The sequence below is a fragment of the Pseudonocardia sp. genome (genome assembly GCF_025465255.1).
Taxonomy (GTDB): domain Bacteria; phylum Actinomycetota; class Actinomycetes; order Mycobacteriales; family Pseudonocardiaceae; genus Pseudonocardia.
On the sequence record NZ_JAODNI010000182.1, the window covers coordinates 1 to 15,609 of the forward strand.

Annotated in this window: 15 protein-coding genes and 1 pseudogene; 12 read left to right on the forward strand and 4 right to left on the reverse strand. The window is 70.1% G+C overall.

Annotated features, from left to right (window positions below):
* Positions 1-722: 722 nt before the first annotated feature.
* A pseudogene (locus tag JWP64_RS21865) lies at positions 723-992 on the reverse strand (transposase); the annotation flags it as partial.
* A 524-nt stretch (positions 993-1,516) separates the two neighbouring features.
* Here JWP64_RS21865 and JWP64_RS21870 point away from each other — a divergent pair.
* The 7 genes from JWP64_RS21870 (at position 1,517) to JWP64_RS21900 (ending at position 8,234) form a co-directional block, all read left to right on the forward strand.
* The gene (locus JWP64_RS21870; RefSeq protein ID WP_297500136.1) at positions 1,517-2,653 is read left to right on the forward strand and encodes a hypothetical protein; all 1,137 of its coding nucleotides are present in this window, start codon (positions 1,517-1,519) and stop codon (positions 2,651-2,653) included.
* A 740-nt stretch (positions 2,654-3,393) separates the two neighbouring features.
* Positions 3,394-3,978, forward strand: a complete 585-nt coding sequence (locus tag JWP64_RS21875) for a class F sortase (protein WP_297500139.1) — start codon at positions 3,394-3,396, stop codon at positions 3,976-3,978.
* A gap of 305 nt (positions 3,979-4,283) precedes the next feature.
* Positions 4,284-4,625, forward strand: coding sequence for a HEAT repeat domain-containing protein (locus JWP64_RS21880; RefSeq protein WP_297500142.1), 342 nt, complete (start codon positions 4,284-4,286; stop codon positions 4,623-4,625).
* A gap of 638 nt (positions 4,626-5,263) precedes the next feature.
* Positions 5,264-5,476: a hypothetical protein gene (locus JWP64_RS21885; RefSeq protein WP_297500145.1), complete on the forward strand. Its 213-nt coding sequence runs from the start codon at positions 5,264-5,266 to the stop codon at positions 5,474-5,476.
* Positions 5,477-5,975: 499 nt separating this feature from the next.
* A complete protein-coding gene (locus JWP64_RS21890; RefSeq protein ID WP_297500148.1) occupies positions 5,976-7,280 on the forward strand; it encodes an ice-binding family protein in 1,305 nt (434 codons plus the stop codon).
* A gap of 68 nt (positions 7,281-7,348) precedes the next feature.
* Positions 7,349-7,951 (forward strand): class F sortase, encoded by a 603-nt coding sequence (locus JWP64_RS21895; protein ID WP_297500151.1) that lies wholly within the window; start codon positions 7,349-7,351, stop codon positions 7,949-7,951.
* A gap of 67 nt (positions 7,952-8,018) precedes the next feature.
* The gene (locus tag JWP64_RS21900; protein WP_297500154.1) at positions 8,019-8,234 is read left to right on the forward strand and encodes a hypothetical protein; all 216 of its coding nucleotides are present in this window, start codon (positions 8,019-8,021) and stop codon (positions 8,232-8,234) included.
* Here JWP64_RS21900 and JWP64_RS21905 read toward each other — a convergent pair.
* Entirely contained in the window at positions 8,231-8,491 is a 261-nt protein-coding gene (locus JWP64_RS21905; protein ID WP_297500158.1) for a hypothetical protein, read from the reverse strand. The genes JWP64_RS21900 and JWP64_RS21905 overlap by 4 nt on opposite strands.
* A gap of 1,173 nt (positions 8,492-9,664) precedes the next feature.
* On the opposite strand from JWP64_RS21905, the gene JWP64_RS21910 reads away from it, so the two are divergent.
* Positions 9,665-9,889 (forward strand): RNA-binding S4 domain-containing protein, encoded by a 225-nt coding sequence (locus JWP64_RS21910; RefSeq protein WP_297500161.1) that lies wholly within the window; start codon positions 9,665-9,667, stop codon positions 9,887-9,889.
* 4 nt (positions 9,890-9,893) lie between these two features.
* On the opposite strand, the gene JWP64_RS21915 is transcribed toward JWP64_RS21910, so the two are convergent.
* A complete protein-coding gene (locus JWP64_RS21915) occupies positions 9,894-11,957 on the reverse strand; it encodes an acyltransferase family protein (RefSeq protein ID WP_297500164.1) in 2,064 nt (687 codons plus the stop codon).
* A gap of 181 nt (positions 11,958-12,138) precedes the next feature.
* Positions 12,139-12,852, reverse strand: a complete 714-nt coding sequence (locus JWP64_RS21920; protein ID WP_297500167.1) for a transglycosylase SLT domain-containing protein — start codon at positions 12,850-12,852, stop codon at positions 12,139-12,141.
* Between the two features lie 484 nt (positions 12,853-13,336).
* Between JWP64_RS21920 and soxR the strand changes: the two genes are divergently transcribed.
* The 4 genes from soxR to JWP64_RS21940 all read left to right on the forward strand — a co-directional run bounded on the left by soxR (position 13,337) and on the right by JWP64_RS21940 (position 15,608).
* Positions 13,337-13,798 (forward strand): redox-sensitive transcriptional activator SoxR, encoded by a 462-nt coding sequence (soxR, locus tag JWP64_RS21925; protein WP_297500170.1) that lies wholly within the window; start codon positions 13,337-13,339, stop codon positions 13,796-13,798.
* A 136-nt stretch (positions 13,799-13,934) separates the two neighbouring features.
* Positions 13,935-14,255: an NIPSNAP family protein gene (locus JWP64_RS21930; protein ID WP_297500173.1), complete on the forward strand. Its 321-nt coding sequence runs from the start codon at positions 13,935-13,937 to the stop codon at positions 14,253-14,255.
* 277 nt (positions 14,256-14,532) lie between these two features.
* The gene (locus tag JWP64_RS21935) at positions 14,533-14,787 is read left to right on the forward strand and encodes a hypothetical protein (RefSeq protein WP_297500176.1); all 255 of its coding nucleotides are present in this window, start codon (positions 14,533-14,535) and stop codon (positions 14,785-14,787) included.
* A 14-nt stretch (positions 14,788-14,801) separates the two neighbouring features.
* A complete protein-coding gene (locus JWP64_RS21940) occupies positions 14,802-15,608 on the forward strand; it encodes a tyrosine-protein phosphatase (protein WP_297500179.1) in 807 nt (268 codons plus the stop codon).
* Position 15,609: the final 1 nt, after the last annotated feature.

The window sequence follows — 15,609 nt, forward strand, 5'->3', positions numbered from 1 at the left end:
TGGCGACCATCTTCACGCGCTCTTCGTCGTCGCGGATGTCGTCCAGTTCTAGCTGCTCGAGAGTCAGAGGTGCGTGGTGTTCACGAGCGACCGCTGCGGTGATGGTGGTCATGGCTTCTTCTCCTCGGTGGGTGGTCGGCGAACCGGGGTGGCGGCATACCGCGTCGAACCGACAGATCGGCGCTCCCGCACGTCCTAGCGCTGCGATCACCCGTTGACGTGGGTGACGACCCTCAGCGCCTCGGGGCCGAGCGCACCGATCATGTCCGCGATCGGTCCTGGGATTTGGCGGGGGCGGCAGCCCGCGGACCCCCACGACGGGGGGACAGGTGGGTGATCCAGAAGGACACGGGTCGGCCGTGGTAGTAGGCCGGCGCGGCGATGCGGGGGCTGGACGGCAGAGCGGTCATGGTGATCTCCAGGCGAGCGGAGGCAGCGCGTTGTTCCTGACGGTGCTGAACCGCCAGCCGACGCTGCGGCGGGAGTAGACGTCCACGACTCCAGGCTCGGCGTTCCGTTGGCGGGGGTCATCGCGGTCAACGCCACTTGAGGGCTACGGCCAGCCGGAACAGTCCGCCTGCTGCTGCCCGGAAGATGGTCACCGGCGTCCCCGAGCTGAGGGAGACGGCTCCCGCGAGCCCATCCCGTTCGTTCCCTGCACGGGGGTCCGGCCGGCCCGCGAGAGATCGGCCCAAATCCGTAACGCGCCGGGCGTCACGGGCGATCTCGACGAGCCGGCCGAACACGCCGAGCGCGATCCACTCGTCGCGGCGGGTCCGGATGGTGGTGGCCGAGCAGGTGGTGTCGGCGATGGCCTCGTACGCGCAGCCGAACCGCAACACCTGGATCAGCTTGTCGAACACGATCCGGTCGCCGACACGGCGGCGGTGGCAGCCCCACGGATGGGTGGCCACGAACTCGTCGCGGACCGGTAGCAGCGCGGCGAACTGGTCCCACAACGGCTCGAGGAGCCATGATGGCAGCGCGGGCACGAACCCTCCAGTGATCACGAAGCGTCAGCAACTTCATGATCGGAAGGTCGTGCCCGCACTCGTTGAACAACACACCCGCCGCCGCCGACATGTGATCATTCCGCGCGGCCGCTAACTCATCCGAGCCTGCGAGGCCACCAGCGCGAGCAGTTCCGATGTGCCGGACGAGAAGTCCGGCGCCCGGCCACCCGGTCGATGTCGTTCCTGGAATCCGCGCGTCGTTGCTGGTGGGCGAACCCCGATCCATTTGGCGGGGGAGCGGTCCCTACCGGGGTTGGGGGGTTGGTTCGGCTCGATCTGGGGCGCACACCATCGATCGGTCCTGATGCCGTCGCGATGCTTGTCCTACCTGTCCGACCTGGTCGCAACTGCCGGCCCAGTGAAGGGCCGGACACACGAGAAGGGCACGGCGAATGACCAGTACCGGACAGACGACACCATCGGGAGGGGAGACGCCCGCCGTGGACCGACACAACCGCGCCACGAAGCCGCGGGGCCCCTCGGTGCGAATGCTAAGGAAGCCGGTGGACAGAGACACCATGCGGGGTCGCGCGCTGCTGGCCGGCGCCGCGCTGACGCTGCTGACGCTGCTGCTGACGCTGCTCTGTAGCGCCCCCGCCGCGCTGGCCGCCGATCAGCCCGACAACCCGAACCCGCCGACCACCAGCACCCGGCAGGGTAGTGGCGGTGGTCAGTCCGATGAGGGCAACCGCCGGATCACATCGCCGCCGCCCAAGCCGCCACCCACCGATCGGCCCGAGGGCAACGTCCGGGAGACGGAGCCGGCGACGCCCACGCCGCCACCCCTGGAGGCTTCGGTATCGGTATCGCCGGAGCAGGTCAAGCGGGGTGAGCGAATCACGGCCGACGTGACGTGTCCCGAGGGCACGGGGTCGTTGTCGCTGGACTGGCCGGACGTGCGGATGCAAGGGGTCGCCATACAGGGCGCCAATCTCGGCAAGGTCAAATCCACCGCCAGCCTCGGCGATCATACGGTGACCCTGGTCTGCAACGTAGGTGATCCAGACGGCAGCCTGCCGATCACCGCGACCGGCAAGTTCCGGGTCGTGCCCACACCCCCTCCTGTGACGGCTTCGGTATCGGTATCGCCGGAGCAGGTCAAGCGGGGTGAGCGAATCACGGCCGAAGTGACGTGTTCCCCCGGGGCGGTGCCGTTGTCGCTGGACTGGCCGGACGTGATGCACGGGGCCGCCACACAGGGCGCCAATCTCGGCACGGTCAAATCCACCGCCAGCCTCGGCGATCACACGGTGACCCTGGTCTGCGGCGACTCCTCGGGGAAGGCCACCGCGACCGACAAGTTCCAAGTCGTGGGCGATGGACCTGATCGACCTGGTGGACCTGGCGGTGGGGGTCCGGGCAACGGCAACGCCGAACCGCCGGCTGGTGGGCAGTACGTGCCGGTCTATCCCAAGGGCGGGGTGGCGACCGGCGGTGGCCCGGTCGCGGGCAGCCCGGTCGGCGGGCCCCTCGACGGTCCCATCCTGTCGTCGCCGGTGGTGCGGGGCGAAGCGGTGCCAGCGGTGGCCCCGCTGGCCCCGTCCGACCCCACCGAGATCCGGATCGACAGGCTGATCAAGGCCGCGCGCGACTACGTGGACAACGTCATCGCCTACGGCACGCTCACGTCGGTCGTCTGATCGCGCGGCGAACCGCCCGGGTTGGCAAGCTGGCCGGCCCGGGCGGTTTCGCGTGTGGGTGGCGTAGCTCAGCCGGCAGCCGAAGCCCCCAGATATATTCGTGTGTGCCCTGGGTGTCCTTCGTCGAAGGCGAGCCGGAGCTGAGGCTCACCCTGGGCGGAATGCGCGAGCCGTTGACGTTCCGGCCAGGTCGTTGAGCGTCGGCGGGCGGGTACCGGAGCTGATCGCAGGCTGGCGCCCGAGGCCAGGTCCGGACCGGGCTCACTCCAGTAGCCCTCCTCGGTCACCCGTTCTGCCCCACTACCGGCGCTGGACGACCCGAGCCCGTAACTCACTCATCCGAGCCTGCGAGGCCACCAGCGCGAGCAGTTCCGATGCGCCGGACGAAAAGTCCGGCGCCCAGCCACCCGGTCGATGTCGTTCCTGGAATCCGCGCGTCGTTGCTGGTAGGCGACCCCCAATCCAATTGGCGGGGGAGCGGTCCCTACCGGGGTTGGGGGGATGATTCGGCTCGATCTGGGGCGCACACCATCGATCGGTCCTGATGCCGTCGCGATGCTTGTCCTACCTGTCCGACCTGGTCGCAACTGCCGGCCCAGAGGAACGCCGGACACACGAGAAGGGCACGGCGAATGACCAGTACCGGACAGACGACACCATCGGGAGGGGAGACGCCCGCCGTGGACCGACACAACCGCGCCACGAAGCCGCGGGGCCTCTCCGTGCGTACAAAGATCACAGTGGCGCTGGCAGCCATCGCAGTGGCCGGCGGCGTGTGGGCGGGCTCCACCGTCTTCGACCGCCCCTCGGCGGTGCAGGTGCTGGAGCCGACATCCTCAGCGGGGGCGCCAGCAGTGGACCCGCTGGCCCCCTCCGACCCCACCGAGATCCGGATCGACAAGATCAACGCGGTGTCGAGCCTCATTCCGCTCGGCCTCAATCCGGACCAGACGATCGCTACCGCCCCGGTCAGCGAGCCCCAGCAGGCTAGCTGGTACCGCCCGGGCCCGACCCCGGGCGCCCTAGGGCCGGCGGTCATCCTGGGGCACGTCAACGGGGGCGGCAAGGACGGCATCTTCGCCCGGCTGCACGAGCTCAAGCCGGGTGACCAGGTGCGGGTGAACCGCGCGGACGGCAAGACCGCGGTCTTCACCATCACGAAAATGCAACAGGTCCCCAAGGACAGGTTCCCCACCCAGGAGGTCTACGGCGACACCCCGGGCGCGGAGGTCCGGCTGATCACCTGCGGCGGGGCGTTCAATCAGGCCGCGCGCAGCTACGTGGACAACATCATCGCCTACGGCACGCTCACGTCGGTCATCTGATCGCGCGGCGAACCGCCCGGGTTGGCAAGCTGGCCGGCCGGGGCGGTTTCGCGTGGGTGCGGAGGTCACCGCGCTGCCGGCGGCACGGGTGAGACGTCCGGAAACGATCTACGCCTGACTTATACCCACCAGCTCACGCTGTTGCCGTACTCAAACGACGTTGATCCGACCTCGCCAGCCGGTCCCACAGGAGATCGGGGATCGTAGCCGCATCCGGCTCTAATTCCGTGGGTTCGGGGTTCGATCCCCCGGGGGCGGAATGTCGTCGGCGTGGACGGGCGGCATTCGTCAGAGGCTGCTGCAGGATGCTGGATGGTGACGACTCCGACGCCGGCCTGGTCGTCGCACTGGGTGGACCTGCCGGGCAGGAGCTGATCGACCTGGGCATCCCGTCGAACCAGAGCTACTGGCTTCGTGTTTGGGCGGCACGCGGCCTGTTTTGGGCTTGGGAGGATCAGGCTCTGCCCATTCTGACCGACGCTGCCGGCGACGAGCAATGGCGGGTTCGCGGGTGGGTCGCGAAGATCATCGGCAAGCATGGTCTGATCGCTGCCGCGCCCCTGTTGGACCGGCTGCAGGATGACTCGGTACCTCGTGTGCGCACGGCGGCTCAGAAGGCCAGCATCGTCCTGGCGGACCTCCGCTGAGACGAGTCAGAGGCAGCGGCCCGCCGAATACCCGCCGAAGTTTGAGCCGGCTGCGTCCCACGACCTCGCATTTGTGCAGCTCAGCGGGCATGCGCGGCGCGCGCGTCAGCTTTCCTTAAAGGGACCCTCTACCACTACTACTCTGTCACTATGTAGTTCTGGTAGGTCTGACCTGCGAAGACAGCTGTGACAGAAGCAGTGACACCCCTGTGACAGTGTCACTCGGGGGTCCTCGGCATATGCGTACGGCAGGCCTTCCCAGCTCAATGCAGTTGTGGTCACGCCCGTGGTCACGTCGGTGTCGTGGACGGGTGCGGACGGGTGAGACGCCGCGAATCGACGCGAGTCGGTCCAGCGCGGCAGTGGGGATGCTGACGTCGCAGGATCGATAGCTGGAAAGCCAGGCTGAAACAGGGGAGTGTCGGACCGATCGCCTCATAACCCAGAGGTCGTAGGTTCGAATCCTACCCCCGCTACTCGGAAGAACGGCCCTCAGGACATCGTCCTGGGGGCCGTTCTCGTGTCCGCGTAGTAGGAGGCGTAGCAGCGGACGCCGACGCGGCGTCGCTCGAAGGCCGGCCGGCCGCGGCACGTGGGCGGACGAGCTCTTGGCCGGACAGCTGTTGGACCCGACGTGGGTGACCCGCCTGACGGTGCCCTGGGTCGCCACGATGCGGTCGCGCTCACCAAGCGGCGCCAGCCGACCAGAGTCCGCAGCCGACGAGGAGGCTGTCGCGCTGCTCGACGCTGCCGATCGATCTGCCTGGCCGTCCATACATCAGCGCTCCGTCCACGGGCTGGTGGTGGCGAGGCCGATCGTCGACACGCAGATGAGCCTCGACGACAATTGACGACGAGCGTGCCCGCCTCCCCGAGTTGCTAGCGGACCGCTACCCCCTTCGCTTCCACGGGCCGGCCCCATCGAACGGCCCATACCCCCGTTACCGGCAGAGGGCGGTGGGTCCGGCCGAACTTCTGAACGGGAGTGCCACCGACGCCCGTGTGTGAGTTGGAGGGACGGAAGCCCGGTCTGAAGAGGCGACGTGGGCATCCCGCCAACGCTCGGAGCCGATTGTGACGTTGTGTATGTGGTCAGTGTTCCCTGTTCTCATCCAGCGGTACCGATTTTGAACGGGCGAGTGGAAAAACAGGAATTGCAGTGACGATCGACAACTTCGCCTCCTCGTGGCTCGTTGAAGCAAACACCTATCAAGGCATGAAGATCGATCTCGCGCGAGATCACTAATGAGCGCGCTGGCTGGTCGGACCGTTCGTTAATCGGGGGAAGAGATCGTGAGACTGGTGGCTCGTTCGACTTGCGGAAGATTTTTGCATCGCGGGTTCTGGTCGGTGGGCGCCGCCGCCGCTTTGGTGCTGCTCGCCGGCGTCGTCGCGGCTCCGGCTGCGCTGGCGGCATCGGTCCAGCCAACGGTAGGGCTGGGTACGGCCACGCCGTTCGCGGTGTTGGCCGGCCAGTCGGTCAACAACACCGGCCCCTCGGTCGTCTCCGGAGACCTCGGGGTCAGTCCGGGCACCGCAGTCACCGGCTTTCCGCCTGGGACCGTGACCAACGGAACCATCCACGCGGCTGACGCCGTAGCGGCCCAGGCCGAGGCGGATCTGACCACCGCGTACAACGATGCGGCCGGGCGGACCCCGGCGGATGCGGTGAGCACCGATCTCGGAGGACAGACGCTGGCCCCTGGGGTCTACAACGCGGCTTCGTCGATGGGTTTGACCGGCACGGTCACCCTGGACGCCGGGGGCAACCCCAACGCGGTGTTCATCTTCCAGGCGGGATCCACCCTGATCACGGCGTCGAACAGCACGGTCTCCCTGATCAATGGGGGCTCGCCCTGCAACGTTTTCTGGCAGGTGGGTAGCTCTGCGACCCTCGGCACCGACACGACCTTCGTCGGCAGCATCCTCGCGTTGACCTCCGCATCGGTGCAGACCGGTTCCACCGTGGCCGGACGGGTGCTGGCTCGCAACGGGTCGGTCACTCTCGATGACAACTCGATCACGCGCCCGAACTGCGCCACCACGCCTCCAGGGGGCACCACCCCGCCGGTCGTGGTCCCGCCGATCACCACCCCACCGATCATCATCGGCCCGATCACGATTCCCCCGATCACGATTCCCCCGATCTCGGTCCCGCCGGCCACGCCTCCTGGTGGCGGCGGCGAGAACGGTGGCGGTGGCGACAACGGCGGTGGCGACAACGGCGGCGGTGGAAACGGCGGCGGTGAGAACAGCGGAGGTGATGAGAACGGCGGCGGTAACGGCGGCGGTGGAAACGGCGGCCAGAACGGCGGCGACGAGAACGACGGTAGCGGTGGAAACGGCGGCGACGAGAACGGCGGCGGCGGACACGAAGGCCACAGGGGCCACGGGGATGCCGACGGAAACGGTGGCCACAGGGGCCACGGGGGCGGCAGCGGAAACGGCGGCCACGGCGGCACCGGCGGAGCACCGGCCGCTGCTGAGGCCGTGACCACTCCGGGCAGCCAGATCACGCAGGTCCCTGTCGGATCGGTCGAAACCGGCAACGGCAGCAGCACGGGAGACTCCGAAGCCGCCTACTACCTGCTGCTGGCAGGTGCGCTGGTGGCTGGTGGCGCCGGTGTCTTCTGGCGGGCTCGCCGGAAGGCCTGAGGTCCGGGTAACTCTTGCCTCAGCACCGAGCCAGCAACAGCCGCCCCCGTCCGACCCGTTCAGGGGCCGTGACGGGGGCGGCTGCCCTGGCAGCCGTTGTCATCCTCGGACTCGTCCTCGCCGCCGCCGGGTGCTCCAGCGACTCGCGTACCGCCCCGGCCCCGACGGCCTCGACAGCGAGCGGGGCGCCCTCGCCGGCCGCGCCGGCGCCGTTGACGACGTCCGCCCCGGTCCGGGTGCAGATTCCGGCGATCGGAGTGGACTCCTTCCTCATGGACCTCGGACTGATGCCGGACCGAACGCTGCAGGTGCCCCCCCGCGGCTTCCCGGCCGGCTGGTACACGGGTTCCCCCACCCCGGGAGCGCTGGGCCCGGCCATCATCGCCGGTCATGTCGACTGGGACGGCCAGCCTGGGGTTTTCCATCAACTACGCACGCTGAGGCCCGGCGAGGAAGTCACGGTCGCGCGGCAGGACGGCAGTACGGCGCTATTCAGGGTGACGCAGGTCAATGAGTACCCGAAGAGCGACTTCCCCACCGGCCAGGTCTACGGCGACATCGACCACGCAGGACTACGGTTGATCACCTGTGGTGGACCCTTCGACCGGGAAGCACGCAGCTACGACAACAACATCGTCGTGTTCGCCGACCTCGTAGGGTCGGGACCCTGAGATGGGGCATTGGAGGGCCTTCGTCCGGGGAGACCGCAACTGCAGTCCCGCCAGCGGCCAACGACGGGTGACCGACGTCGAGATGCTGCTCCGCATCGCTCAACAGCTCGACGTCTCACCGAGCCGACTCGGCCTGTCCGACGAGCTGCTGCGCCCGGTCAGCGAGCCCTCGGACTCGACCCTCGTCGGGGAGATCGACCCGGGCGCCGCGAGCCAGGAACGCTGGCGGCGGACCGCTGCGAGCCCGGCTGGGAGATCCGACGACCTCTTGGCGGTGGTCTAGGGGGTCGGGCCCGACCGCCGCGCCAGCGGGACGAACAGCATGAGGAACCCTGGGGCCCCCAGGAACCAGCCCCGCTTCAGGTACGCGCTGAACGCGCGAGCCGCGGCCTGCTCGTGGGCGTCGCGGGCGGCTGCCGGCAGGGGCGAGGAGTAGGGGTAGGGGGCTCCCGCCCTGACGATCTGGTCGGCACGGGCTTCTCCGAGGGAGGTGGCGCTGTCCGCGACAGGTTCGCCGGGATCGGTCGGGGTCGGTTCCATGCTGTGATCATTTGCGCGCGGGTGGATCGGTGATCGGTCACCGGGGCGCTCCCGGGCCGCGAGTCCGGGAGTAGGCATGGCGGGGCAGACGGAACCGGCGCACGGCTCCCGCCGCGTCCCCGCCACCGGGCTCTCGCGGCAGGTCGTTTGCGGCGCAAATCTGAACGTCAAGCTGCGTGACCTCGCGGCGAGGACCGTCGACGCGGGCGAGGTCCCCGTCGGCCCTACGGGCGGAAGGGCCGCTGATGCAGCAGTCTTCTGTCGTGCGGCCACGGTCAGCCGCCGTCGACACCGCCGGCGCCGGCAGGCTCAGCGGTCGTCAGTCCGCTTCGGACGCGGGAAGCGTGCGCCCACGGGCGGCCTCGACGCAGTCCCACCCACGAACGAGACCGGGATCCGCTCGGTCAGTTCGACGGCGGTTCGACGAGGAAACCGCGCCCCCACCGGGCACGCCCGAATCGAGCAGGCCTGGCGGGGGAGGACCCGGGCAGAACTCTTCCCTGCGAGGGCCCGGCGGGGAAATCGGGCCCCGACCGGATAGGCAAGGTACGCACTGCCGGTGGCGCACGTCGCGCGCACCCCCTCGACCCGGTCCGTCCGGTCGGCGCTGCTGCTGGTGCTGGTCGTGGTGGTGGTCATTCGACTGTTCCTCCTCGGTCCGGGGCGTCTCCCCGGTGCCGCAACAGTCGCGCGTCCGGCTCGTTCGCACCGTCGACCGACCAGGCCATGGACCGGTCGACGCGTGCGTGGGTCGATCGGTGGACCCCCGCATCGTCGGTTCAAGGACTCCTGTATCCCGCCCTCCATCCCGGAGCCGAGGTGGGGCTCTCCACCATCTCTCTCCCCTCTCCTTGAGCGTGACCTCCACGTATCCCGTGCCTGGGCCGCCTCATCCTGCATCAGCTCGGTGCCGACCCGGGTGAAGTCCGCGGGGGAGCGGAGGCAGGCCCGGACGAGGCCGCCGTGGTCCCCGAAGTCCCGGAAGCCGTCGAACCGGGTGCGGGGCGGCGGTGCCGGAAGGCCGTGGGCGAGCTCGCGCAGCGTCGACGGCCGGACCGTGCTCTCGGCGTGGACGTGCAGGTGCGCCTTCGGCAGCGAGCGGAGATCGGGCACGTCGGCCGACGCTAGCGAGCGGAGAGCGGGCCCGCGACCGACATCAGGGATGATGCACGGGTGGCTGGTCCCGTGCAGAACGTCCCGATCTCCGCCGAACCCATCCGGCTCGGTCAGTTCCTCAAGCTCTCCGGCCTGGCCGAGGACGGTGCGCACGCCCGCGAGCTGATCGAGGCCGGCGAGGTGACGGTCGACGGCCGGCCGGAGCTCCGTCGTGGGGCGCAGCTCCGCAGCGGCGCCGTGGTGGCGGTCGGGGGAAACAAGGCGCGCCCGGTCGTCGGCTGAGGCGCTACCAGCCCAGAGCCTGATCCAGCCGTTCTTCCACCATCGGCGCCATCGACCGCATGTAGGTCGCGGTGACGTGGTTGTCGTCCATGTAGACGAGCACGTTGCCGACGACGGCGGGACACTGCTCCGGGTCGCAGAGCGCGTCCGCCATGTCCAGGAAGGACACGTTCGGAGGCAGGTCCGGGATCTGCTCGTAGGGGGCCGTCGCGGCGTAGACGTCCGCTCGGGGGACGCCGCACTCGGGCGCGTCCGCTCCGAGCTGTTGCACGCAGTCCGGGCGCGACGAGGCGAAACGGGGGTTGTCCCGGAACGCGACGACCGGGATGCCGGCGTCGTTCATCCGCCGCCACTGCTCGACGTAGCCGGCCGGGGTGTGCTCGGTCAGTCCGGGCCGCACCTCGCTGCTAGCGGCGGCGAACACCGCGTCCGGGTGGAGCGCGAGGATCGTGTCCGCCGCGATCTGATTCCACCCCACGCAGTCTGTGTTGTTCGGGTCCGTGTCCGACCGGGTGGAGAACGGGCAGGCCCCGAGGAGGAAGGTCACGAGACGCCAGTTGCGGCTCTCGGCGATCGGCTGCAGCGCGTCGACGTACTGCTGTGAGTGCGAGTCGCCGACGACGACGAGGGTGCGTTCGGGCGTTCCGTCCGTGGCGAGAGTGCATTCCGGCACCTGTGGCTGGTCCGGCACCGGCCGGCAGGTCCAGGCGCCTCGCTGCTGTCCCCAGTCCTGGGAGATCGTCACCATGGGCGGGACCGGCTCCACGGCGGTCCGGCCGTCGTTCGGCAACCCCTCGCGCAGCGCCATCGCTCCGGGATGGTCGACGTCCCCGATAGCGCCGAGGTCGTCGGCCCGCTGGTACGCCGAGATCTGCCACCCGCCCGCCGCCACCAGCACCACCACGACCATCGCCGCGCAGATCCGCGTCCTGGAACGGTCCGTGAGCCGGGCCCGTCGGAGCGGCTCCTCGACGAGATGGTGCGTCGCGATCGCCAGTACCACCGAGATCGCGACGACGACCGCGCCGTCGGGCAGCCCGACCTCGGCGCGGTCCCGGACGACGAGGAAGAAGACCAGGACCGGCCAGTGCCAGAGGTAGAGCGCGTAGCTGAGGTCACCCAGGTACTGCATCGGCCGGCTGCCGAGCACCCGGTCCGCGCCCAGCGGGCTCCCGGTCATGCCGGCCAGCAGGATCATGACCGCGCAGAGGGTCGGCCACAGCGCCGCATAGCCGGGGAACACGCGGTCGACCTGCAGGACCAGGCCGCACGCGACGAGCCCCAGCACGCCGGCCCAGCCCATCGCGAGGCGCAGCGCCCGGGACAGCACGACGGTGTCGATCACGAGCGCGAGCAGCCCGCCGAGCGCGAACTCCCAGGCGCGGGTCAGGGAGTGGAAGTAGGCCAGCGGCTGGTTCGCCAGCGTCAGGACGATCGAGAACGTCAGGGACGCCACGAGGACACCGATCATCGTCAGCGTCAGGTGGATCCGCAGCTTGTCCCGCGCATAGCCCGCGGTGAGCGCGACGAGTGCCACCAGGAGCGGCCACACGACGTAGAACTGCACCTGGATCGAGAGCGACCAGAAGTGCTGGACCACGCTCGCGGTGTCGTGCTGGGCCGCGTAGTCCACCGCGTCGCTGCCGAGCCGCCAGTTCTCCATGAAGACAGCGCTGGCGAGGACCTCCTTGACCGTCTGCAGCCAGCGGGCCTCGGGCAGGAGGGCGACGCCGAGCGGGATGCAGACGATCAGCACGACGAACGCGGCCGGGACCAGCCGGGTGGCCTGGCGGGCCCACATCGGGCCGAGGCTCAGCGGGCCGCGGGAGGCGGAGCGGAAGAGCGCCCCGGTGATGAGGAAGCCGGAGAGGACGAAGAAGACGTCGACGCCGCCGGAGACCCGGCCGATCCACACGTGGTAGACGACGACGAGTGCGACGGCGAGGGCCCGCAGGCCCTGCAGCTCGGGCCGGAAGGTGGGTGTGGTCCGCGTCGCGGAGGCGTCGGGAGCGGGCCGGCCGGAACCGGCGTTCGACGGGCCGGGGAGATCCGAGGGAATCTGGGTCATCTCCGGGACCGGCCTCCGCCTCGGCTCGTTCGCGCCGCCGGCGGGGCGGCGCGCGGTGTCGCGCCCGAAGGATGAGCAGTCACCGAACGTTCGGAATCTTCTCGGCGGAGTGTCACCGCCGCCGCCGTCCGGCGGGTCCCGCCAGACTAGGCCATCCGGGCGAGAACCGCTGGTCGGAGGGTCAGTAGCCCACGTAGTTGCCGGAGCTGTTCGTGCGGCCACCCGCCTCGAGCGTGTCCAGGCCGTAGGTGGCGACCATGTACCGGACGCCGGCGGTGATGTTCGCGACCGGGTCGTTGATCGACTTGCCGGCGAGGCTCGGGTGCACGTAGGCCCGGAACGTCGACGGGATGACCTGCATCAGGCCCTGGGACGGGGTGCCGCGACGGGCGTTGGAGTCCCAGTTGTTGATCGCCCTCGGGTTGCCGCCCGACTCGGACATGATGACCTTCTTGACCGCCGGCGCGAGGTCCTGCGGGAGGTCGCAGATCGCGAGCGCCTGGGCGATCCAGCCGTCGACGCCGCCCTGGGACATCAGCGCGGCGAGCTTGTCCGCCTCGGCCTGCTTGCGCGCCTCCTCGGCGTGCTGGGCGGCGATCTGGTCGGCGATCTTGCCGGCCTTGTCCAGCGAGGCGATCTGCGCGTCGGCGGCCGAGGGGTCCCCGAAGGACGCCGTGTAGGCGACCGGGCTGATGTGGCCGCCGGTCGCGGCGACGTCGCCGATGCCGTCGGGGGCCGCCGAGGGCTCGAGGACGGTCGCGTTGGCGGCGAGGGCCGCGGTGGTTCCGGTGCCTTCCGCTGCTGCCGCGGTGTCGTTCGTGGCTCCGGTGGAGGTCACGGCCGCGAAGGCGCCGGTGGTGACCACGCCGATGGCCGCGCCGAAGGCGGCGGTCATCGAGAAGCTACGACGGGTGTTCACGGGACCGTTGACGGTCGCGTGACGCGCTGCGGAGCGCCGTGCAGTGTCCCGGTGGGGAGCCGGGACGTCGATCACACGGCGGCCGCCTGGGGAGCGGTGGCCAGCCAAGAACCTGCCCTTTCACGATCGGGGGCTCGATCACGAACGACGCCGGGTCGGGGGTCCCGGGAGCAGGTCGGGGAGTCCTGCTCGAAGTCCGCTCGTGATCGGACCGTGATGACTCGGCAGACCTTACGGAGAACCAATGCGTCGAGACAAGGGCGAGGACTGCATGTCGGCGCTCAGGACGAGCCGCTCGTCTCGCCGTGCGGCGCGGGGCTGCCCATTCGCCCGTCGGTGAACGGTCGGTCAACCCGACGGGCGGTTGATTGCGCCGTTCAGGCCTCCGGATTACGCCGGACGGGTGGTAGGAGGAGCGGTGGCGCCAACCTGAACTCGAATCGAGGTGTAGGAACGAGCCGTGGACCAGTCGGACCTGTTGACCATCGGCGAGGTCGTCGACCGCAGTGGCTTCCCGCATTCCGCCCTGCGCTACTACGAGAAGGAGGGCCTCGTCGCGGCGACCCGCACCAGCGGTGGCCAACGCCGCTACCGGCGCGCGACGCTGCGCCGGCTCGCCTTCATCCGGGCGGCCCGGGCGATCGGCATCGGGCTCGACGAGGTGCGCGAGGCCCTGGACTCCCTCCCCGCGGAACGGCCGACCACCGAGGACTGGACGCGGCTGTCCCAGCGCTGGCGGGGCCGGCTCGACGAGCAGATCCAGGCCCTCGAGGCGCTGCGCGACGGCCTGGACTCCTGCATCGGCTGCGGCTGCCTGTCCCTCGCGCGCTGCGGCCTGCTGAACCCGAACGACAGCGCCGCGGCGCAGGGGGAGGGCGCGCGGATGCTCCCCGCGGCGCTGCGCCGCGCGCCCGCGCACTGAGCCGACCGCCCGGGGGAGCCGCCGGCGAGCCGGTCGATCGCGCGGCCGGGGGAACGTCCTGTCCGGTCACGACGAAGATCCTGTGCCGCGCGGGGGTTTCCTGCGAGGGTGGGACTTCCCGACCTGGAGGCCAACGATGATCTACGAGATCCGCGAGTACACGACCGCACCCGGGCGTATGCCCGCGCTGGTGAAGAGGTTCAAGGAACACACCCTCGGTTTCTTCGAGGCGCACGGCATGGAGTGCGTCTTCATCTCGCTGACCGAGCTCGGCGACAACAGCAACAACGAGCTCGTCTACGTCATGAGGTTCGACTCCTACGACGACATGGCCACCAAGTGGGCCGCGTTCACGGCCGACGAGGAATGGCGCGCCGTCCGCGCCGCGAGCGAGGAGGACGGCCCCATCGTCGCGAAGCTGAGCCGGCGGGTGCTGAACCCCACCCAGTTCGGCTGACCCGCCGCAGGATTTGCATGCTGCCGCCGGTCAGGGGTGGTGCTGACCTCCCCGGCCGGCGGGCCCGCGGTGCCGAGACTCCTGTCCCGGGTTGCCTGCTCCCCGCCGCCCTTGGCGGCGGCCGGTCGCGAGCCTTCTCCGGCGACCCGATGGCCGACGCCGCCGACGGCCTGCGCCCCTTCCTGCTCACCGCGGACGAGATCGGTCCCGGCTTCACAGTCGGCGACGAGCCGAAGCCGGACTCGTCGACTCCGGCGATCTGCGGCGGCCCCGGCACGTGTCGCAGTTCGCGTACGCGGTGCGCGTCGACGTCGGCGGCGAGGAGGCGATCGGCTGGCGCGTCGGCGGCGAGGGCTTCGACGTCGTGATGATCGCCGTCCGCTCGGACACGATCGTCACGACCTTCACCTACCTGGCGGCCGAGGGGCGGACCGACCGGCTGCCCGACCCGCTGACGACGACGCGGACGGGCGTGCAGAAGCTCGTCGGCCGACGTGAGACGCCGGTCATGCTCGATCGGTCACCTGCCTGACTAGCGTGACCGGGGTGACCGACGCAGGTACCGAAGCCGACCTGTCCGACGACTCCCTGGCCGACGCCGCGCTGCACGAGGCGGCGGCGAACCGCTGGCTCACCCTCGAAGGCCTCTCCAACCTCCGCGACGTGGGCGGGCTCCCCCTGAAGGGTGGCGGCACGACCCGCACCGGAGTGCTCTTCCGCAGCGAGGCGCTCAACCACATGACGCCCGCGGACATCCGGCACATGGTCGACGTCGTCGGCCTGAAGTTGGTCCTGGACCTGCGGACGGACCGGGAGGTCGCCGAGTTCGCCTCCACGGCCGTCGCCGAGGCCGGGGTGGAGATCGCCCAGTTCAGCTTCATCCCCGAGGAGGGCCGCGAGCTCCCGGAGATCGGCGAGGACAGCGACCCGATGGTGGCCAACTACCTCGGCTACCTGCGGGACCGCGGGCCGAACGTCCTCGGCGCCGTCCGCCGGCTCGCCGCGGAGGACGCCGGGCCGGCGTTGGTGCACTGCGCCGCAGGCAAGGACCGGACCGGGACGCTGGTGGCGATGGTGCTCGACGCCGTCGGGGTCGAGCGGGAGGCCATCATCGAGGACTACGCGCTCTCGGCTACGAGGATCGAGGACATGTTCACCCGCTGGCGGGCGCGCACCGGCGAGCCCGTCCCGGACGCCGACGAGCTGGACCGGCACAGGCCGCGGGCCCGCGCCATGGAGGAGGTCCTCGCCGTGCTCGACGAGCGGGACGACGGCGCTGCCGGATGGCTGCGGGCGAACGGACTCACCGGGAACGAGCTCGCGACCCTGCGAGCCCGCTTCACGGGAGCCTGAG

Bases quoted from the DNA above. Each gene is read 5' to 3' on its own strand.
- JWP64_RS21880 (WP_297500142.1), top strand. From the start codon at position 4,284: ATGCTGGATGGTGACGACTCCGACGCCGGCCTGGTCGTCGCACTGGGT.
- JWP64_RS21905 (WP_297500158.1), bottom strand. From the start codon at position 8,491: ATGGAACCGACCCCGACCGATCCCGGCGAACCTGTCGCGGACAGCGCC.
- JWP64_RS21915 (WP_297500164.1), bottom strand. From the start codon at position 11,957: ATGACCCAGATTCCCTCGGATCTCCCCGGCCCGTCGAACGCCGGTTCC.
- JWP64_RS21920 (WP_297500167.1), bottom strand. From the start codon at position 12,852: ATGACCGCCGCCTTCGGCGCGGCCATCGGCGTGGTCACCACCGGCGCC.
- JWP64_RS21930 (WP_297500173.1), top strand. From the start codon at position 13,935: ATGATCTACGAGATCCGCGAGTACACGACCGCACCCGGGCGTATGCCC.